Consider the following 20633-nt stretch of genomic DNA (forward strand, 5'->3'; position numbering starts at 1 on the left):
TGATACGCTAAGGTTACATCATAGTCAGGAGGAAAAACATGCGAATCTACGAAATGGCATTATACATTGCGAACATGGCGGTGATTCTCGGCTGTATCCTGTTTGCCCGGAAACGGGAACGACCGTTTCATGTGTATGCCTGGGCAACCGCTGTAACGACAGTTCTTAGTTTGGTTCAAATGATCACGGAAGGTTACCGGTGGCAGACGATTCCGGTCTATGCGGCAAGCTTAGTCACGGGGGTTCTGGCTCTGCGCTGCCGGCAGAAATCTCGACAGTCGAAGGCAAGAACAGATGAACAACCGGAAAAACCGCATAGACCAGCAAAAAGAATCCGTCATGGAATCGCCGCGCTCTTGTTCCTTGTGTATGCAGGTGTATCGGTTGCGCTGCCGACGCTTCTGCCGGTATTCTCTTTCGCCGAACCGCAAGGCCCGTACTCTGTGGGAACCACCTCGCTAATATTAGAGGATCCCGACAGGGAAGAAACGGCCACGGCCGATCCTGACGATCGCAGAAAGCTCATGATTCAAATCTGGTATCCGGCAAAAGCCGGTACCGGAACCGGTCCGACGCCCTATATTGAGCATTTGCCGGAGGTATTGGACGGCTTGCGCCAGGCAATCACCGTTCCCCCGTTCCTGTTAGGCCAGCTCAAATACGTCCACACCGATGCGATGCAAAATGCGTTGCTGTCCGGGGAACAGGAGCGTTACCCCGTGCTGTTGTTTTCCCACGGATTAACCGGCTTCCGGAACCAAAACACGTTTCAGGTCGTGGAGCTTGCCAGCCGCGGATATGTCGTGGTGGGCATCGACCATGCCTACGATGCGGCCGCCGTCGTTTTCCCGGACCATACGGCCATGTTACAGCTTGAAAATTTATCCGGCTTCGAGGCTTATAAGGATAAGAGCAACGTATGGGTCCAAGACGCCAAATTCGTGCTGGATCAATTGGAACGTTTAAACGCTGCGGACCCGAAGGGGATGTTTTCCGGCAGGCTCGATCTGGACAAGGTCGGCATGTTCGGCCATTCCTTCGGCGGAGCCGCGGCCGCGCAAATGCTCATGGCGGATGATCGGGTCAAAGCGGCCCTGAACATGGACGGAACGTTATACGGCCAGCCTGTGCCGGAGGGTGGTTTTGGCAAACCCTATCTGCAGATGAACGCGGAGCTGAGCGTCAGCCGGAACGTCTTCGAAAAATCGCTGGATCAGGCGGTTCAAAAATCCGGCCGCAGCCGGGAGGATTACGAACAATTTTGGGACGAGTCCGCAACACGGCGCAAGCGGGCCGCCGAGGGAGAAGCGTATTCGGTCACTTTCGCCCATGCGAACCATATGAGCTTCACCGATTTTTATCTGTTCTCGCCGCTGCTTCACCCGAAAGGAGCCGAACCGAGGCAGATGCAGGCCTCCATCAACGCGCTTACCGTCGCATTTTTCGATCGGTACGTCAAGGGCAATCCTGCCGCCTCCATCAGGGAGGTTGCCGGCCGCCTTCCGGGCGTAACCATACAGTAGCTGCTGCGAACCAGTAGCCCCGGGCATCCTTGCCCGGGGCTTTGGCATAACTATAGCTTCACAACACCGGATCTCCGCCTTCGCCGGTCCATGTCATCTCGGCAAACGCGGAGGGATCGGCCGAAGACGCGGTTTTGGAACCCGGAGCGTACAGCCCGCCGGCAACGCCGGACATCGTATAGTCGGAATAAAGCTTGTTAGAGGTATAACCCGTATGAATCATGGCGCCCGACATTTGGGACACGTTCACGCCTTTCAGTTCCAGGTCGCTGCCGTACGAGACCCCGTCCGAAGCCGTCATTTTATTCGCCCGAAAAGCCTGACCCGTGGACGCGTTGTTTTTGACCGTCGTGTTGATGATCTGCACGTGATTGGCGCGCATGTAGATGCCGTTGTTCCCTACCGACGACTCAGGCACCGTGTTCTGAAAATCGATGTTTGCGCCGACCACTTTGATGTGATGCGTGCCTTCCTTGAAGTCGAAGCCGTCGTTGACCGTCCGGATGGCATTGCAGTTCAAGAAGGTGATATACCCGCTTTCATCGGGATTCGGGCTTGTCGTCCAGTTTTGATCGGCATCTCCGACATAAAAGCCTTCGCCGAATTTGCCGCCCGTCCCCGTTCCTTGCGCCGTACTGTTCGAAATGAGCCAATATTGGCTGTTTTTGCGGATTTTGAACCCTTCCCCCTTCGTATTTTTAACGGTCACGTTCGTCACGTATCCATGCGAAGCTTCGATCAGCAGTCCTTTGTTGGATTGGGAGTTGGCGTTGATCGTCACGTTTTCCAGCTTGTAATAATTGTGTTTGATATGAAACGCCGCATTGCCGGCCGAAGCCATAAAATTGAAGGTCGCGCCGCTGCCGGTGCCGCGGATCGTAATGTATTTGCCCGCCGACCCGCCGATAGCTGTCGCAATGGTTCCGTTCGAGACGTTGTAAACGCCCGAAACTTCGATGATATCGCCGGGGCTCGCGCTGGATAAGTAACTCCGCAAAGTCGCGACATCCCCGGCCGGAACCGATTTGGTAGCCGCATGCGCCATGCCGCCGGGATAGAAAACCAAAACAAGAGCCAAGCAAAATAGGGAAATCATGCCGAGTTTGAACGTTTTTTTAACCATGCATTTCAAACCTCCCCGAAAAAGTGAACTGCTTCGCTTTCGGACAAGCGAGGATCTTGCCGTGTTTTCGTATCGATGATAAAAACCCACCAACCCCTTCACCTCGGAAATCCTCGCCTTCGTTAAAGCGCTTTAATTATAAACGAGACGGCATGCCAAAAAGCGGTGCAAAAATATCACTTTTCCATTCGGATGCGATACCGGCGAGGGGTTGCGCCATACTTGGCTTTGAACAATGCAATAAAATACGACGGATACTTGAAGCCGGCTCTTCTGCTGATTTCTTCGATCGCAAGCGACGTGTTGACCAACAGCATCCGGGCCTCATCGAGCCTTTTTTCGTTTGCATAGGCCGTGATGCTAAGGCCCATCCGTTCTTTGAACGTCTTGGACAAATGATTCGGGGAGAAATGCAAATCGGCTGCCATATCATTCAACGTAAAGGGAAGGCCGCATCGGCTGTCGATCCATTGCACAATCCTGCCGAGCAGTTCGGTAGAATCATTGGCTGCCAAAGTTTGCGGCAAAACACTTCGGGGTGGCGAATAAATCCGGCTGACGAAATATTGCAGGAGATGAAACGAAAACAAGGTGACGGCATCGGCTCTGAGATGGGGCGAAACGATCGCCAGCGTCTCCTTTAACTGCATGAATTGTTCTTCCAAACAGGAAGCAGCCGCAGGCGATAAATAATAAACCTGGCATGGCCGCTTTTGCTCCAAAAATGGCGCAAAGGCCGATGCAAGCTGCGGCAGCGTGCTGGAAAACCGGTCCATGACAGTGCCTTTAATTTTCAACAAAGTCCGGACATAAGCGGGAGGAACCTGCACTTTGATCCGGTGCATCTGAAACGGTTTGACGAGAATGAGCGTCGTCGGCTTCAGGGGGAAAATCTCGTTGTTGATGGCGTAGGTTCCCTCCCCTTCATGAACGTACAAGATTTCCAATCCCTCATGGGCGTGAAAATACTCGACGGGTTCCGTATATACGCTGCGAAATTGGAATAAGTACATGTTATCCTGCCACCGAATGGCGTTGTGAATTTTCATTATGCACCTCCACGACCGATCGATATCCGATATTGGCATTTTGGTTTTGATTATACTTTCCTCCCGGCCGAATTATAACGAAGGACTCTTCTAAAAAAGCCGCGTTTTTCGTATCGCAAATCCGGGACAGGGCCAGCAAACATATGAAAAAATAAAAAACTGCATCCAAAAACCGGTATGGATGCAGTTCAATATGCGTACGCTCGTCCTATAACGGGCCACTTCTTGCAAGGCGTTTATCGATCCGGCACGGATGGTTGATCCATATGGACTGCACAATTATCGTAAACAATGAAGCCAGTCATTTTTTCATTCCGGATCGGCTGCAGGGACAAAGCCCGCTAGTAGCGCTCCGCCTTCCGGATGATTGCTTGCGGCAAGCTCCCCTCCATGCCTTCTGATGATCGTTCGCGAAATGGTGAGCCCTAACCCGCTTCCTCCCGTTGATCGGTTTCTCGATGTTTCGCCGCGGAATAGAGGATCAAATACCCGCTCCAGCTCCTCTGGGGTGAATCCCGTTCCGGTGTCGCGGATGGCAAACTTGATGCTGCGGCCTTCCTGATAACATTCGACCGTTATTTTTCCTTGGGCCGGCGTATGCCTTACCGCGTTATCAAGCAGATTGTTCATGGCGCGCTCCAGCAAATGCTCGTCGCCGCTTATGATACATCCGTCCGCGGCTTCAATCGAAATCGCGATCTGTTTTTGCCGCGCTTGCGGGCTCAGACTGTCGGCCGACCTTTGTAGGATGTGGCTAAAATCGATCGGCCGATGATGCAGTTTCGTCTCCACATACTCCATTTTTGTAAACGTGAACAGATCCTCGACCAGCCGGTCCAACTGGGCCGATTTTTCCTTGCACACCGCCACGTATTTCGAAATTTTCTCCGGGGATCGCGCAATCCCTTGCTCCAACCCGTCCAAATACCCTCGCAAAGCAAACAGCGGCGTCCGTAAATCATGCGCGACGGCCGCGATGACGAAACGGCGTTCTTCTTCCAGCTCGGCCTGTTTCCGGTACGATGTCCGTAGCCCCTTCACCATCACGTCAAACCCGTCGCGGACTTCCGCGATTTCCGTAATCTTGGAAGCCGGCAGCTTTACATCCCAATCCCCCTCGGCAATTTGCCGCGCCGAATGGCTCATGGTCTCAAGCGGCTTGAGCAGGAATCTGCGCATTTCGACCCCGATGATAAAAAACGCCAACAGAAGTCCGGCAAACGCCGCCATCATGGGCATCGCGCTGGATTTCGGCAGGTAAAGGACGACCTTTCCGATCACCCGACCGTTCTCGAGGAGCGTATACCGTTCCGTTGAAGACAAAGCGGGGCGCTTCGGGCTCGAACGGTAGATTTCCCGATCCGCCGCGGAAGCGATCACCACATGAATCTTCGCTTGCTCAAGCCTGCCATTCAGCCGTTGCTGCCAATTCGGGTCCTTCCATTGGTCCGCGCCCGTTTCGATCTGGTGCAAAATCCCGGACAATTGCCGCTGCAAAACCTCATTTTGCGCTCTGCTTTCGGAGAAGCGGAGCGTTTTTGTCTCCATAAAGTGTCCCGCGACATAAAAAATCCACGGCAGTATAAGCAGGAGAACGAAGCAAAGCAAGGTAAACGTACGTATGCGAAGCGTCCTCATGTTAACCTCCCTCAAAGCGGTACCCTACTCCCCATACATTGACCAAATATTGCGGATGGTTCGGATCGGATTCGATTTTTTCGCGGAGACGGCTGAGATGGACCCGAATCGTATGCCGGTCGCCTACCCCGTCCCAAAATTTCTCAAGCAATTGTTCATATGAAAACACATGTCTCGGGTGCTCGGCGAATAATCGCAGCAGCTCGTATTCCCTCGGCGTAAGCACGACGGCTTTCCCATCCACGGACACTTCTCTGGCGGACAGATTGATGCGGATGCGGCCAAAATCCAGCACCCTTTCCTCCATCGGTTGCCGGGAAGCGGATCGCCGCAGGACGGCTTTCACTCTTGCGACGATCTCTCCGGGCGAAGCGGTTTTGACGATATAATCGTCGCCGCCGAGCGTCAGTCCCCGAATCTTGTCCACATCATCGCTGCGGGCGCTCAAGAAAAGGATCGGAACGTCGCTTTCCGACCGAATCCGGCGGCAGAACTCGAATCCGTTTTCTCCCGGCATCATAATATCCAAAACTATGCAATGAACCGGGTTTTCCTTAAACATGGCCCATGCCTGAGCGGTATCGCAAGCGGTTATGACGCGAAACCGCTCGTTCTCCAAAAAATCCCTCAACAGCTCGACGATGCTAGGGTCATCATCCACAACCAGTATCGTATGGACTGCACTCATCAATATCCCACCTTTGCTGTTCTAGTTTAGCATTTTTTCCGCCGAAACCGGTGCCTTAAAACAGGTTGTGATCGATTGTTTATTGTTTTGTGACTTTTTAGCGCCTATATTTGAGATATTCGTTTGTTAAGATTCAGTATGTAAAGCAGAGCGTTTGCGGGTTTCCATCTCACAATCGTTAACACATGAAGCTATGGGGGTTTTGGAAAAATGAAAAAACGGAACAAACTATATGTCCTATTGGTTTGCGTCAGCATTCTATTTATCGCTTACGCGCTGGTTAACAATTATATTATCGATCCGCGCGCCGAGGCGTTTTTAAGCCATAAAACCGGCCTGAAACGCGAACTGCATCTTCCCGCCTGGTTAAACGTGATGTACGTCCACGTTGCGTTTGCCTGCATCGCCATGGCGGCAGGGCTCGTCAATTTTTCCAACCGGATCTTTGAAAAAAGCCGCAAATTCCATCGCTTGAACGGCTATGTTTACTTAGCGTCCGTGCTGGGCGTCGTGGTCACTTCGGGATACATGGCGCCATACGCCACCGGAGGAAAAATAACGAGCATGGGGTTTAATGTGTTAAACATCATTTGGCTGCTTATTACCGCCACGGCGCTGGTCCAGATCAAAAAGAAACGGATCACCCCGCATAGAAACTGGATGATCCGCAGTTACGCCTTTTGTTTTACGAACATGTCGATCCATCTTATGACTTTCCTGTTTTATAAGGGATTCGGCATCGCATATGCTGACAGCTACACCATCAGCTTGTACGGCACCATCGCGCTGCTGCTGCTGATCCCCTATTTTATCATCAAAATGCTCGGTCCAGCCGCGGTTTCCAAACCAATGATACACGACCGGCCTCATCTTTCATAGATTCAGTACATGGCTGTTTCGTTATCCAGCGATCGGGCGGCCGAAGAAGCTTCGCGCACGATGATTTCATAAAAAACCTCCTGTTGCACACAACAGGAGGTTAAGCTTTTTTATATACGAAATTACACTATATTCATATTATTTCAGCAAATCCAATACGGCGCGGTCCGTCCACAAACGATTGTCGATCAACAGCGTCGGGATCTTGAGCGTTTTCTTCTGGCCGTTTACGACCGCGTAATTTTTGTCGACTGCAAGCCGGATCTGCTTTCCGCCTTTCTTCACGACTGCAACCGGGAACGCTTTATTGGAGTTATCGAACGTCACGGTCGCCCCAAGCGCCCGAATGTCGTGGCCGGAGGCATACAAGCTTTTGCCCAGCTCATCCAGATGAAATCCCATGATGAATTGAACGTATTTATTGATATCCGTATTTTGAAGCACGCCGCTCTTGGCAAAATCGGTTGGTTTAAAACCGTTCGGATGATAAGCGTACAGAACGACTTCTTCCGACGTATGGTCTTCATTCGCAAAAGAGATTCCCGCTTTTTCCCCGAGCATGCGCCCGATCACGCCGGAGAAGTCGCCGTCTTCCTGTTTCCAGGCTTTTTTGATCTCGGCGAGTTCCCGCGAGGTCAATCCTGTAAGGCCGTAGTCTTGCTCCAACACCTGTTTGAGGTTTGATCCGTCTTTCTTGATTTTCTCCCGGATCGCATGATTCGTATGTTTTGCTTTCTGCATCACCGCATTGAACTGCTTGGCCGAATCGTAATTTGTCAGGTAAAGCCCGCCCGTATTGTGATCGGCCATGGAAATGACAGCCGTGTGACCGTCTTTTTTGGCAAAATCGATGGCGACTTTCATAGCTTTATCATAAGCGAGGGTTTCGCTTACCATCCCGACCGGATCATTTTCGTGGCCATAGGTATCGATGTCGCTCGCTTCGACCATCAGAAAAAATCCGTTCGGATTCGAAGACAGGATCGACAATGATTTGGAGGTCATTTCCGCCAAGCTGGGCTGCTGTTTAGGATCGCGGTCGAAATCGGCCTCCAGGTTCCAAGGCTGGAACAATCCCCAAATTTTCTTCGCCTTGGATTGATCCATTCCGGTTTTGCTTGTCACATAATCATAACCTTGAGCTTGGAGCGCTTTCGTCAGGTCGGCGCCGTCCTTTCGCGCGCCTCCGTCTTTCCCTTCCGGTTTCAGCAGCGCCGATCCGCCGCCAAACACTACGTCGACTCCGCTGTATACCATTTGCTTGGTAATGTTCTCCGATTCGTTCCGGCTGACGGCATGGCTGACAAAAGCGTCCGGCGTGGCATCATCCAACGTGCAGGTAAAGACAAGCCCCGTTGATTTCCCTGCTAGTCTGGCCGCCTCCAAAAGGGTAGGCACCGGTTTGTTCTTATCCTCCGCCTTCGTTGCCGGAACACCCGGCATCGTCACTTCATGCGGAAGAATGCTTAAAGACTCGGTAACCGCTTTGTGTCCGGTCGCATAAGCCGTTGCCGCGGCGCCGGAGTCGGTTGTGATCGAATTGGAGGCGTAAGTTCGGACGAGCCCGTTCACGTACGAATCCACTTCCAGCGGCTTTCCGTTTTGATACCAGCGGGTCAGACCTGTGATGCTGTTGCCCATTCCGTCCGGAATGACCATGATGACGTTTTTGACCGTATTTTGTCCCCCGTCCGTTTCGGCATGGGTGATCGGGCTGACTGCCAAGCTTCCGGTCAACATGACCGCCGCGAACATGCCGCTGATCCAAGGTTTTGTTGTTTTCATCTGTTCTCTCCCCTATTGTTTCTGGCTGTACATCTGATCGAGATTTCCTTTCCGCCAACAATCATCTCATAGAAATATTTTACGAAAATCAATAGAATGCAATGGAATTGTTAAATCGGGAATAACGACGGCATGCAGCGGTAAATCGTTTTTTGTTCTAATGAAATCCTTGATGGAATATATATTACTTTTCTTTTATTGAAAATCACTTCTGGCAGCTGTGCCGATCAGCGTGGCGTAAAGGGGGTTCACGAATGAACGAGTACATTCCTCAAGGAATGGTGCAACAACAATTTCGGTGGGAATGGATTCATTATTGCCTGTACCAGTACTTGCAGAAAAACAATTCCATCCCGGCATTGCAACCGGTTTTTGATAAACTGCTGAATGAGCAGGAAAAACAATTGGCATTATTGAAGACAATCGCGATTTCCAACGGGATATCCACTTCTCCGGCAACCATCTACGTGAAATATAAGCCGTATCAGGAGTGCGTGAAGGAACTGTACGACCGGGAATATCAATTGTTGCAAGAATATTTGAGTTATGCCGAATATTTCCTGTCTGCTTCCTTCCAAAACCTTGGAATCCATGACCTTATCCACAGCCAGCTCTCCCAGGTGAATACGCTCGTTGGTTTGAAACTTGCCCTGTCCAACCCTCCGAAGGAGGAACAACATGCAGAAAAACCGGATTACCTCATTGAAAAGGGGTATCGACTAGAGCGCGTGGCATCCGGTTTAACTTTTCCCACGGTCATGACATTTGATTCGCAAGGGACGATTTACGTGGCGGAGGCCGGTTTTGCATACGGAACCCAACCTGGAAAAGGGCGCGTCGTTCGAATGAAGCCGGACGGCTCTTTTACGGAAATTGCAGGCGGTTTTGGCGGACCCGTGACGGGGATCGCCTGGCATGACGGGTATCTCTATGTAGCGGCGGGAGATATTGGGGAAGAGCATGCGGCTGGATGCGGTCAGATTATCCGACTATCGTTAGACGGCGCAAAGGAAACCATCGTTACCGGACTAAAAACATGCGGCGACCATTTTACCGGAGATGTGATCTTCGGACCGGACGGAAAGTTATATTTCTCGGTTGGAACCGCTACGAATTCTGCCGTTGTAGGTCCCGACGATATGCTGATAATGAAACATCATCCCGGGTTTCATGATACGCCGGCCAGAGATATTGAGTTAGCCGGAACCAACTTCGTCTCCCGGAATCCGTTGCCGGAACAACAGGGCGCGGCGGTTACGGGGGCTTATAAACCTTTTGGTGAACCCAGTTACCCAGGTGAAATGATCCGGGGCCAATTGCTATCCAACGGGGTTATCTATTGCTGCAATCCGGATGGCAGCAATTTGCGTATTGTCGCAGACGGTTTTCGGAATACGTTCGGATTAAAAAAATTCTCTCCTTTTAGCGAAAAATTGATTGCCATCGATCACGGCGCGGACCCGCGGGGCAGCCGGCAAATCCGGTTGGACTGGGATAAGGTGTGGGAGGTCGCTCCGCATGGCTGGTACGGTTTTCCTGACTTTTTCAGCGGCCTGCCTGCGACCCTTGCCCATTTTCATGCCGATGAACAAGCAAAGCCAACTTTTCTGTTGAAGGAACACCCCCCTCTTTCTTCTCAACCGCTCGTCAGACTCCATTCACACAGCGCCTCGATGAAATTTGATTTTTGTACCCATGCGGATTTTGGCCGTCCAGGAGAAATATTCATCGCCCAATTTGGCGAAACGGGATTTGAAAAAACGGAGGAGCTTCCCGGTTTTAAAGTTGTAAGGGTGGATTTGGATACGGGGCAAATCTCGGATTTCTTCACGAATCCCCAAGGGGACTTCGCAACGAAAGGCCCTGTACGGCCGATTGACGTCAAATTTAACGCTGCGGGGGATGAGCTTTACCTTGTTGATTTCGGAATCATGGGCACCTTGCAAACCGGGAGACATCCGAAACCAAACACCGGCAGCCTATGGAGGATTGTTAAAACAAAATGACCGCCTCCAAATCTTCCCTTCATCCATGGCAAAAGAGCCCGCTGCATATCCGCGGACCCTTTATTTGTTACTGCTTGCCGGCATTTTTGTTGTTACTGGATGCATCATTTTCTTGCGGTGAAATGCGGAGATCGGCGAAGATCGCGCTGCTCCTCAATCGTTAACAACGTATCTTCGACGATTTGTTCGGCCGCCTCCCCATTGTGCAGGATAGTCATGTTGTTTCTGATCCGATCCGAGGCGGCAGGGTCACGCAAAAAGCGGACTATTTTTTCTCCTAACTCCCGGATGTCGTGAGCGATATCGCCTAAACCGCTTCGTTTGAAAAACCGCGCATTTTCGCGTTCCTGCCCGCCGTACGGCTTAAATATAAAAACGGGAAGCTTCAAAACGAGAGCTTCGGATAACGTAACTCCACCCGCCTTGGTGACGATGCACGCTGACGACGCCATTAGCTCATGCAGCCGTTCAACGTATCCCAGGACGTTCACCGCCGGACTGTTCGAAAAGAGCGACCGCAGCTTCGCAACCATCCTCGAATGCCGCCCGCAGACGAGAACGATGTCGCAGTCCTCCTTGCGCAGCAGCTGCTGCACAAGCTCCACGACATGATGAAATACGGCAAAACATCCCGCCATGATCAGGACTCGATGACGGCCAGGACCGGTTTCGACGGAAACGGACGCCTCCGCGGCGTTCGCCGTATGGTAAAAAGCGGTACGGACAGGTATGCCGGTCACGCGAACGCGATCCTGTGCCACGCCGTAAGTTCGGATGAGTTCGTTTTTAAGCGTTTCGGTAGCGACATAGTATTTATCGGTCTCCGGATGGACCCATCGGGAATGCAAGGCATAATCCGTGATGACCGTGGAGGTTGGGATGGAAAATCTTCTTCCTGTTTCGGTGACCGCGCCGAACGGAAATGTATTGATAATGGCGTCCGGCCGGACGCTTTCAGTCATCTCCAGCATTTTTCTTTTTCCGATGACGTTCAAATACCGGTGCAAAGAACCCGCCGGGCTGGTATCACGCGTCATGTAATAACTCCATCCGTAATAATCCAAACCCAATTGGGACGAATACGCGCTCATGCGATATAGCCTGGAAGAAACCGAGTTTAAAATCGGATGGGCTTCTTTCATGAGATCGACAATGTGCAAATCGTAAATCTGTTTAGACAGGAAACCTTGTTTCAGGGCTCGGGATACTTGCAAATGACCTTCTCCATAGCCTGCTGTCAAAATCAGAATTCGAGGATGGCGGATGTTCACAAAGATCCCTCCTGAAGCTTGTTGGTCTATTCCGATGTTCTCGACTTGCATCCAGTATAAAATCCTTATATGAAAATTGCATTAAAAATAATCACCCGTATTGTTTTCTCATGAATCAGCCCGGTCTCACCGTATGAAAAATGGGCCACAGGAAGCAACAACCCGCCGTCAGGGCGGGCTTACATTTTGTACAGGGCAATCGAATCTCTATTTACGTGAACATCACCGTTTTTTTCGTGCCGTTACAACGGGCTGGTAAAAGCCCGACGCTTCCGGCATATGCCACTCGATCTCAACGAATCCAACCGCACGTAAAAGTCGGTCCAACTCACCACGCAATAAGGCCCTGTATCTCGTTGCGGAATGCATCGTGACCCATTCCCCGTCGATCTCCTGTACGACAAAATGATTTGTCGCATAGGTGGCGGCATCGTCCGCCCAATCCCAAACTTGAAAAACGATCCGCTTCCCCCCATCGAAAACGTGAGGGGGCGTAGCTCTCTGTTTTTCTTTGATAAGCTCATCGTAATCCCTGATCGTGATGAGAAGGACGCCATCATCGTTAAGCTTGGAGTAAAGGTTGCGGGCGGCTAAATCCAGATCCTCATCCGTTAAAAGATGCGGGATTGCATTGTCCGCAGAAAGTACGGCGTCAAAAACGCCTGAAATTTCCCGTTCCAATGAACGAAAATCGGCAACGCCAAAATGTATCGCCACACCGCGGGATTCCGCCTCTTTTTTGGCTCGTTCTACGGAAACCGGACTGATGTCGGTAGCCGTTACTTTGAATCCCTCCATTGCAAGTCCGATGGCCTGCGTACCGATGCCGCAAGAACAATCCAAAAGCGACACATCCTTGCGCGGTTCCGCCAATTTTGAACGGATAAGTTTGCTTAAAATTTCGGCCTGCCTTAAAATCGTCTTATTCCAATCCTGAAAAATGAGATGGTAATTTTCCGCAAGATCATCATAAAATTGTATGACGGATTCACGCAACACAATTTCCCCCCTTTATATTTTACAATTCATCTTCTTCCGATAACCCCAAAATTCCTTTTTAATCATTTTACTGCTCAGGTCACGTTTTATGTAGATGCAACGTTGGTTTTCATGGTAACCGGGTCGCGCAATATAGGATGGCGCAAAAAGTCCGCGTTTCGCGCGGACTTTTTGCATTATTTTCTTTGCACATTTGAATTTCTAAACTTACGGTTATTTTAAGGAAATCCTATTTCAGCATCCGCACGATATCTTCGCTTAAGCGCACCTTGCCGATCCGGGGAAAAATCGTTTTGCACACATATTCATGTTCTTCCTTCGTGGAAGCGGCCATCGCATCTTCGGCGAACACTTGGTTGTACCCATGCTGAAAAGCTTCCCGTGCGGTCGTGTCCACGCCGATGGACGTTGAAATGCCGCACAAGACGATCGTATCGATGCCGCGGCGGCGCAGCTGCAAATCAAGATCCGTGCCGAAAAACGCGCCCCATTGACGTTTGGCAATGACATGGGCGTTCTTGAATTCCGCCAATTCGGGAACCAGGCGGTCCCAATTTTCGGGCAGCTGTCTTGGGGAGGTCTGCATGTCCGTGTCCGGCTTCAGCGCATCTTTTCCATCGAACCAAGATACTTTGACAAATACGACAAAGGCGCCCTTTTCCGTAAAAGCATCCGCCAATTTGCCGGCATTCCGAATGACTTCTGCGCTCGAATACGGAGCGCTTGCCAACGCGCCGCTTGCGATGCCCTGCTGCAGGTCGATGACCACCAGCGCCGTTTTTTCCGCCTTTAATGTTTGTGTGTCGGATGGTTGATGTTGTTCCATTAGAATCGCTCCGTTTCATTCGTTTTTTGACTTAAACCTGCTCCTTGCAGTATCGGATTCCGGTACACCCTGAAATACACCCAGACACCGTTCAGCAGCAGCAATACACTCGTTATGAAAAATACGTCCCTGATACCGAACCAGGCTGCCACCTGACCGCCTAATACGGCACCGCCAAACACGCCCAAATACCCTGCGGACATGTTAAACCCGAACATTCTGCCTGTCAGGGCACCCGGCGTGATCTTTTTGATCAGGATGTTGACGGACGGGATCAATCCTGCCGCCGCCAGCCCGAACAAAAAGCGCAAGCCCATCAGCTGCCATGCGTTCTTTACAAAAGCTTGGGGGATAAAAACGATGCCTGCGGCGATCAAGGCCGTGAAGATGACCTTATGCGCCCCGATCTTGTCGGACAACTTCCCGAGTTTCGGCGCGGCCACAATATTCGCCAATCCGGACGCCGAAAACGTGATTCCCGCCAGCAAGGCGACATGTCCTGCATGGCCGGAAATCTGCGTAATATACACGGTGATGATCGGTTCGACCGAATACAGGGCAACCGAAAGCACAAAAAACGTGACAAATAGGGTAACGGTCAATTCCTTTTCCGGTACGGCGTTCCAAACTTCCTTGAAGTTCGGCGTTTTTTGATGCCCGCGGACGAAGTTTTCCTTCACGAACAAAACGGTCGCGAGAAATGCGATGAAAAGCAGTGCGCCGGTCAAAAAAAACGAGTACCGCAGCCCCAAGCTTTCGCCGATGAAACCGCCGACCGTTGGACCCAGCAGCGATCCGGCAATGTTGGCCGTGGACAGCGTGCCTAGGGCAAAACCCGAATGCTCCTGATCCGTCTGGGTGGCGATAAGCGTCGTGCAAGCCGTGCTGTAACCGGTAATCACGCCCTGCAGCAGCCGAAGCCCGATCAATACGTATACATTGTGCGCAAACCCCATGCATCCTACGACAAGCGCCATTCCCAGACTCGCCCGCAAAAGCATCGGTTTGCGCCCGTATTTGTCCGCGGCTTTTCCCCAGATGGGCGAAAAAATGGCCGAGATGATAAAGGTTACGCCAAAGGCGATGCCGGAGAGCTGTGCTACCGATTCCGCATGGTCGGCGCCAAGCTCTTTGATAAACAAAGGCAGGATCGGTGCGATCTGGCTCATTCCCACGCCGGTGACAAACATGCCGAACCAGCACACGATCAAATTCCGCTTCCATATCGGCATGCCAAAAAGACCTCCCTTCTGCCAATGCCCGAGTCGTTATGCATTCAACATGAACAATAACAAACTCATCTTAGCTCGAAAAAAGGCCTTATGCCATGCACGATCTTAAATATCATGGACATTTTTGCTGTAAAATTCAGAAGGGCTGACGCCTTCGATTTTTTTGAACATCCGGCTGAAATAAAACTCGTCCGCGTATCCCAGCTCGCGTGCAACCTCCTTGACTTTGCGTTCCCCTTCTACGAGAAGCTCCTTCGCTTTATCGATTTTCAGCTTATTAAAAAATTCAATCAACGAATATCCGGTCGTTTCTTTAAAAGTGCGCGACAAATAAGCGGGAGACAGCCGAACGAGTTCGGACATCTCGCCGAGCGTGATTTTCCCGTCGATCTTGTCGTGCATATGCTGGATTATTTTGTCCACTTTCAAAGAGGCGGCGTCCGGTTGGCGCTGTTTTTTCAGATGTTGGGCGATGGCGACGAACAGCTGTTGGAGCAGGATTTTGCTCATGAACTCATAGCCGGGAAGCTTGGCGTTCCAGCATTCCACGAGTTTATGGAACATATCCTGGGCAGCATAGGCATCCTTCAAAGACTGGGCGGGCGCCGGATGAAGGGCAGGCTCCTCTTCCGCAATCTCCCATCGTCCGTCGTTCAGGATTACGCGGGAACAACTGAAATGAACGGTCAGGACCCCCGCCGGCTGCGATGAATGCGGCTCCAGCGAGTGAAACGTTCCCGGACCGACATAATATAACATCCCGGATTGGAGGGCATGGTTTTTATCTCCGATCGTGATGCTCCCGCTGCCTTCCGTAACCAACAGGAGCGTATGATGCGTCAGGGTTCTCGCGATATGGCGAGGATGCTCCCATTTTCGCATGTTGCAATAATGAATGTGGAAAAACAACTGGTTGATGTTCATAAAACCTCTACTTTTCGCAGGACGCTCACTCCCTATGCGAAGACATTCGGGTTTCTTTTTCGGAACGTCCCGGCCATATTTTCATTTCGTATGTTTCATAAAATCTCAAACCTGCGGCTACCCATTTGGACACCATCCCGGACCGATTCACAAGCATGTGAACGACGCCCGATACGGCAACCCCGATCAAGGCACCGCCAAGAATGTCGGTCGGATAGTGCACGCCTGTCCACACGCGGGAAAATGCAATGAAAGCGGCCAAAACCAACCATGCAATGCCTTCCTTCTTCCGGTATAAAGCAAAAGAAGCGGCAATCGCGAAAGCGCCGATGGCATGGTCGCTGGGAAACGAGGCGTTTGCCGGGTGCTGAATCAGTTGAATGACCGTATGTGATACAAAAGGACGATCCCGGTAAAACAAATGGCCCAGCAGCCAACTAACGGCGAGACCGCAACAAACCGATATCACGGAGGTCACAACCATTTTTCGGTTATTTTCATTTCTTAGAAACCAATACACCAATAATCCGGCAAAAAACAAATAAAAAGCATCCTCCGCCAAAAAACGCATGACCGGATTCAAAAAGGAAGCGGATTTTGCCCCTTCATTGATGGCTTGGAACAGCCGATAGTCGATATCACCCATACTCATATTCATTCTCCTTCTGAAGGTTCTGTCGGCCTGTTCAGGCCCGGTAGATTCACCTTACAGCATCAAAATGAGAAATTTATGAGAAAATGCTTTGAAACCATCGCTTTTTTATGTCTGCGACACGGCCGGAAGCGTAAGGATAACCCGCGTGCCTTCATTTTCGGCGCTGGTCATCGAAATTTGCCCTTGATAACGCTGAATGAGATTTTTGGCGATGGATAGGCCAAGCCCCGTCCCTTCGATTTCGCGATTGCGGGCTTTGTCGACGCGGTAGAACCGGTTAAATACGTTGGGGAGCTCTGCCTCGGGAATGCCGATGCCGTGATCTTGCACGGAGATTTGCACTTCGTGATGGATCGTCCGGTACGCGATGTGAACCAGCTTGTTTTCGCCTGAATATTTGACCGCGTTTTCGATCACAATGAACACGATTTGTTCCAAATGGAGCGGGTTCATTTTTACCATGCTGTCCTGCTGCTCCAACGACAATTTGAAGGTGAATTCCGGATATAACGTTTCCGCCCGGATTTTGATTTGGGCCAAAAAGGGGGCGATTCGGATGAATTCGGCATGATCGCTTGACTGCGAAGATTCTGCACGCGTCAAAGCGAGCAGCCCTTGCACAAGTCCCTTCAGGCGGCGGACCTCCTGCAGCGAGGCGGTCAGCGACTCGTCCAGCACGGCAGGGTCGTTTTTGCCCCAACGATGGAGCAGGTTCAAATGGCCCTCCAAAATCGTGATCGGGGTCCGCAATTCATGCGACGCATCGTCCACGAATTGTTTTTGCTGCCGGAAGGATGTTTCCAGCTGATCCATCAGCTCGTTGAACAGCCGGGCCAGTTCCGATATCTCATCCCCGTTTTTTATGTTCGTCACCCGCTCTTGAAGTCCCTTTTGTTTAACGTTTTGAATGGCGCCGGCCAGCGCCTTTACCGGACGGAGGAACTGATTCGCAATCGCCCATCCGCTTAGCGCGCTGATGCATACCGCCAAAAAACCTCCAATCACCATAACCCATAACAGCGTGTCGTTAAAGTGGTCGAACGTTTCGAGATTGGTGGCGATTTCTATCGTTCCGCGTTCCGTTCCCAAGGCGAATGGACTTCTGTATATTAGGATATGATCTTCACCGTGCCATGCGTCCTCCAAAAAATCGCTTCTCGCTTGGACCGGTGAAATCCAAGCCGGATCAAAATTTTTGGCGACAAGAAGCAGCTCCTTCCCCTTCTCGTCGATCATCCGCATCATTTGGTCTTTGCCCAGGATATCCCTCATATACGCTTGGGTATCGGGAAGCTTCAACGATTCGGCCGAATCGGTTTTATCCTTCAAAAACACCTGGACCTGGGACATCATCGTATGAAGGGTATCCCGCTCCTGATGCATCATCCATTGTTTTAGCACCAGGTACTGGGCAAAGTTGTACGTGGCGAACAACAGGAACATGAGCAGCGTTGCTCCGATCATCAGCTTCCATATCACCGGCAGGCGTCTTAAATAGCAGGTTATTGACTTCATGATCTCATCACGTATCCCATGCCGCGAATGGTTTGAATGAAGCTTTCCTCGCCCGGCGTATCGATTTTATTGCGCAAATATCTCACATAGACATCAACGACGTTCGTCTCAACCTGCGAATCAAATCCCCATACCATATCCAGCAGCATATCCCGGGTTTGCACCAGATTCGGGTGTTTCATGAAGACGGCCAAAAGATCGAATTCGCGTTTGGTCAACTCGATGACCTTTCCTTTGCGGGTCGCGATTCTAGCATCCAGGTCGACCGTCATATCCTTAAACGTCAGAATCGTATGATCCTGGCCCTGCTTGAGATCCATTCTGCGGAAAATCGCGCGCATCCGAGCAAGCAGCTCTTCGATGTCGAACGGTTTGGCAATATAATCATCCGCCCCGCTGTCGAGTCCCGATACCCGGTCCTCAAGCCCGTCTCTCGCGGTCAACATGATGACGGGCGTGTTTTTGAGTTCGCGGAGTTTCCGGCATACTTCAACCCCGTTGATTTTCGGGAGCATAATATCCAGCAAAATCAAATCCCAGTCTTCGGACAAAGCCGCCTGCAAACCGCTGTTTCCGTCGTAGGCCGCCTTTACGAAATAATGCTCATGCTCAAGCTCAAGCTGAATAAACCTAACCAAACTCTTTTCATCGTCGATAATCAGGATCCGTTTCATCTTTTCCTCCTCAAACGGCTACGGCTCTGTCTTATACTAGAACTAATTCATGAGAAATCGATGAGAAATCCGGTTCGCGCCCTTCGCGCAGGATGCAAATGCTGGGTAATGAAATTAGTTTACGCAATCGGATGAAGTATAGTCAAAATGAAAAATCGTTCTCGAGCACCGGGCGAAATTCAGCAGAAAAAAGCAGAGCCTCTTTGTGAGGCCCTGCTTTGGTTTTTAACGTTTACCGATTCGCCGATCCCTATCTTTCGGAACCCCAGCGACCGGAAGTACGCTCATGCTTCTTCGCATGGGAGAGCTGCTTCGTTTGCGGCCGTTTGTGCGCCGGTTGGGCATCCCCGGACTGTGGATCAGCGGACTGTGGATCATTAGACTGCGTATCCCACGACGACGATGCCGCGCGAGCTTGTCCATTGTCGGGAATGACGCGGCGCGCGGTTACAAAGGAGCGATCCCAAGCGCTTCCGGCAAAATCGGAAATCGTAACGCCGATGCCGACGCGATAGGTATGCAGCAATTGTCCGTTCCCGATATATATGCTTACGTGATTAATAACGCCGTCATGGTTCGTATCCGAAAATACCAAGTCTCCCGGCTGCAGTTGATCTTTGGAAACCCGTGTTCCCAAGGTGGATTGTTGTCTCGAAGACCGCGGAAGATTGATGCCGTTTTGTTTGAAAACATATTGGGTGAACGAAGAACAATCGAACTCATCCGTCCGTCCCGTTGGAGCGCCGAAATGATAAGGAACGCCCAAAAATTGTTTGCCCGTTGCGATAACGCGATCTGCAATCGAACTGTTGGATGGTGCGGCGGCGGCATGCGCCGGCTGCGATGGAAGCAGCACGCTTCCGGAAAATGCGATGGAGAGGCCCAGGCCGATCCCGGTTAATGTTTTGACGATTCGGCTTTTTTTGGTGTTGTTCGTGTTGTTATTCATAACGTCCTCCCTGGTTGCAAATTAGGTTTGCGGCGTCCTCGCAGCCATGCGGCCGAAAACGAGATCAATGACGCGCATTCCTTACACAACCAGTTATAAACGACGAAAATTAAATTTCCATGAGAAAAATTAAATAATTGTAACTTGTGTATATTTACCAATTGATTTAAATCCGACGCACTTTTATTACAGGTACTTACTTAAAGGTGAGTGTTAAAGCCCTTTGCCTTGGTTATATCAGCCGTTGCATACGATTTCGAATCGTACTGTTTATTATTAACAATCGCTAATATTTGATGATTCTCCCACCTTCCATTAATCTTGACATTCTCTATTGCTATTCCTTCTTTATGAAACCCTGCTTTTTCCAGCACTTTGATGGAAGGGATATTATGAGGCATAACTCCAGCTTCAATTCGATGTAACTTTAATTCATTAAATCCATAGTCTACAGCTAATTTGACGGCCTTTGTCATGTATCCCTTCCCATTATGCTTACGGTCTAAGGAATACCCAATCCAACAACTCTGATAGTTACCTCTTGCAACCTCAGATAGTGTAACATTCCCAATCAGTTGCTTACTGTCTGCCAGAAATATACCAAAAGAATAGGCTGAGTCCTGCTTAGCTAGTAAAACATACTTTTCAATTCGCTCAATTTGTCCATCCATTGTAAAAAACTTTTCATCTCTTAGAGGTCCATAGAGTTGGAAAAAGTCTCTATTTTCAACCTCTAACTTAAGACAATCCTCCGCATCTGATAATTCCAATTGCCTAATAAATATTTCTTGCGTTTTCTCCATGTTTTTTCCTCCTTCTGAAAATAAAAAAAACCACAGAAAACTGAACTGCACCCCAATAGTTAGACACCATCTAACTATTGGAGGTGCAGTTTTT

General features: G+C 50.5%; 18 protein-coding genes. 3 read left to right on the plus strand and 15 right to left on the minus strand.

Annotated elements, in window-relative coordinates; genetic code table 11:
• Positions 1–38 precede the first annotated feature (38 nt).
• Positions 39–1523, plus strand: coding sequence for an alpha/beta hydrolase family protein (locus tag GQY55_RS21810; protein WP_160044021.1), 1485 nt, complete (start codon positions 39–41; stop codon positions 1521–1523).
• 58 nt (positions 1524–1581) lie between these two features.
• Here the strand turns inward: GQY55_RS21810 and GQY55_RS21815 are convergent, their stop codons facing one another.
• The 4 genes from GQY55_RS21815 to GQY55_RS21830 form a co-directional block, all read right to left on the minus strand.
• Positions 1582–2646: a hypothetical protein gene (locus tag GQY55_RS21815; protein ID WP_160044022.1), complete on the minus strand. Its 1065-nt coding sequence runs from the start codon at positions 2644–2646 to the stop codon at positions 1582–1584.
• 176 nt (positions 2647–2822) lie between these two features.
• A complete protein-coding gene (locus tag GQY55_RS21820; protein ID WP_160044023.1) occupies positions 2823–3695 on the minus strand; it encodes an AraC family transcriptional regulator in 873 nt (290 codons plus the stop codon).
• Positions 3696–4004: 309 nt separating this feature from the next.
• Entirely contained in the window at positions 4005–5333 is a 1329-nt protein-coding gene (locus GQY55_RS21825) for a sensor histidine kinase (RefSeq protein WP_160044024.1), read from the minus strand.
• Between the two features lies 1 nt (position 5334).
• Positions 5335–6021 (minus strand): response regulator transcription factor, encoded by a 687-nt coding sequence (locus tag GQY55_RS21830; RefSeq protein ID WP_160044025.1) that lies wholly within the window; start codon positions 6019–6021, stop codon positions 5335–5337.
• 210 nt (positions 6022–6231) lie between these two features.
• On the opposite strand from GQY55_RS21830, the gene GQY55_RS21835 reads away from it, so the two are divergent.
• Positions 6232–6900 (plus strand): DUF2306 domain-containing protein, encoded by a 669-nt coding sequence (locus GQY55_RS21835; RefSeq protein WP_160044026.1) that lies wholly within the window; start codon positions 6232–6234, stop codon positions 6898–6900.
• A gap of 138 nt (positions 6901–7038) precedes the next feature.
• Here the strand turns inward: GQY55_RS21835 and GQY55_RS21840 are convergent, their stop codons facing one another.
• Positions 7039–8685 carry an alkaline phosphatase gene (locus GQY55_RS21840; RefSeq protein ID WP_160044027.1) on the minus strand — a complete coding sequence of 549 codons (1647 nt, stop codon included), beginning with the start codon at positions 8683–8685 and terminating at the stop codon, positions 7039–7041.
• Between the two features lie 254 nt (positions 8686–8939).
• Here GQY55_RS21840 and GQY55_RS21845 point away from each other — a divergent pair, with 254 nt between their 5' ends.
• Complete coding sequence (locus GQY55_RS21845; protein ID WP_160044028.1) at positions 8940–10691, plus strand: PQQ-dependent sugar dehydrogenase; 1752 nt, start codon at positions 8940–8942, stop codon at positions 10689–10691.
• A 104-nt stretch (positions 10692–10795) separates the two neighbouring features.
• On the opposite strand, the gene GQY55_RS21850 is transcribed toward GQY55_RS21845, so the two are convergent.
• The 10 genes from GQY55_RS21850 to GQY55_RS21895 all read right to left on the minus strand — a co-directional run bounded on the left by GQY55_RS21850 (position 10796) and on the right by GQY55_RS21895 (position 20539).
• The gene (locus tag GQY55_RS21850) at positions 10796–12013 is read right to left on the minus strand and encodes an MGDG synthase family glycosyltransferase (RefSeq protein ID WP_236575782.1); all 1218 of its coding nucleotides are present in this window, start codon (positions 12011–12013) and stop codon (positions 10796–10798) included.
• A 171-nt stretch (positions 12014–12184) separates the two neighbouring features.
• On the minus strand, positions 12185–12958 hold the full coding sequence (locus GQY55_RS21855) for a class I SAM-dependent methyltransferase (protein WP_160044030.1): 774 nt from the start codon (positions 12956–12958) through the stop codon (positions 12185–12187).
• A gap of 232 nt (positions 12959–13190) precedes the next feature.
• Complete coding sequence (locus GQY55_RS21860; RefSeq protein WP_160044031.1) at positions 13191–13787, minus strand: hydrolase; 597 nt, start codon at positions 13785–13787, stop codon at positions 13191–13193.
• Positions 13787–15019, minus strand: a complete 1233-nt coding sequence (locus GQY55_RS21865; protein WP_160044032.1) for a multidrug efflux MFS transporter — start codon at positions 15017–15019, stop codon at positions 13787–13789. The genes GQY55_RS21860 and GQY55_RS21865 overlap by 1 nt, the downstream gene beginning before the upstream one ends.
• A gap of 105 nt (positions 15020–15124) precedes the next feature.
• Positions 15125–15901 carry a helix-turn-helix transcriptional regulator gene (locus GQY55_RS21870; protein ID WP_236575783.1) on the minus strand — a complete coding sequence of 259 codons (777 nt, stop codon included), beginning with the start codon at positions 15899–15901 and terminating at the stop codon, positions 15125–15127.
• Between the two features lie 67 nt (positions 15902–15968).
• Positions 15969–16595 carry an undecaprenyl-diphosphatase gene (locus tag GQY55_RS21875; RefSeq protein ID WP_236575784.1) on the minus strand — a complete coding sequence of 209 codons (627 nt, stop codon included), beginning with the start codon at positions 16593–16595 and terminating at the stop codon, positions 15969–15971.
• 108 nt (positions 16596–16703) lie between these two features.
• Positions 16704–18113 (minus strand): sensor histidine kinase, encoded by a 1410-nt coding sequence (locus tag GQY55_RS21880; RefSeq protein WP_160044034.1) that lies wholly within the window; start codon positions 18111–18113, stop codon positions 16704–16706.
• Entirely contained in the window at positions 18110–18787 is a 678-nt protein-coding gene (locus GQY55_RS21885; protein WP_160044035.1) for a response regulator transcription factor, read from the minus strand. The genes GQY55_RS21880 and GQY55_RS21885 overlap by 4 nt, the downstream gene beginning before the upstream one ends.
• 250 nt (positions 18788–19037) lie before the next feature.
• Complete coding sequence (locus GQY55_RS21890; RefSeq protein WP_160044036.1) at positions 19038–19736, minus strand: C40 family peptidase; 699 nt, start codon at positions 19734–19736, stop codon at positions 19038–19040.
• 200 nt (positions 19737–19936) lie between these two features.
• A complete protein-coding gene (locus GQY55_RS21895) occupies positions 19937–20539 on the minus strand; it encodes a GNAT family N-acetyltransferase (protein WP_160044037.1) in 603 nt (200 codons plus the stop codon).
• Positions 20540–20633 lie beyond the last annotated feature (94 nt).

Source organism: Paenibacillus sp. USDA918EY (assembly GCF_009870825.1).
GTDB lineage: Bacteria > Bacillota > Bacilli > Paenibacillales > Paenibacillaceae > Paenibacillus_AQ > Paenibacillus_AQ albilobatus.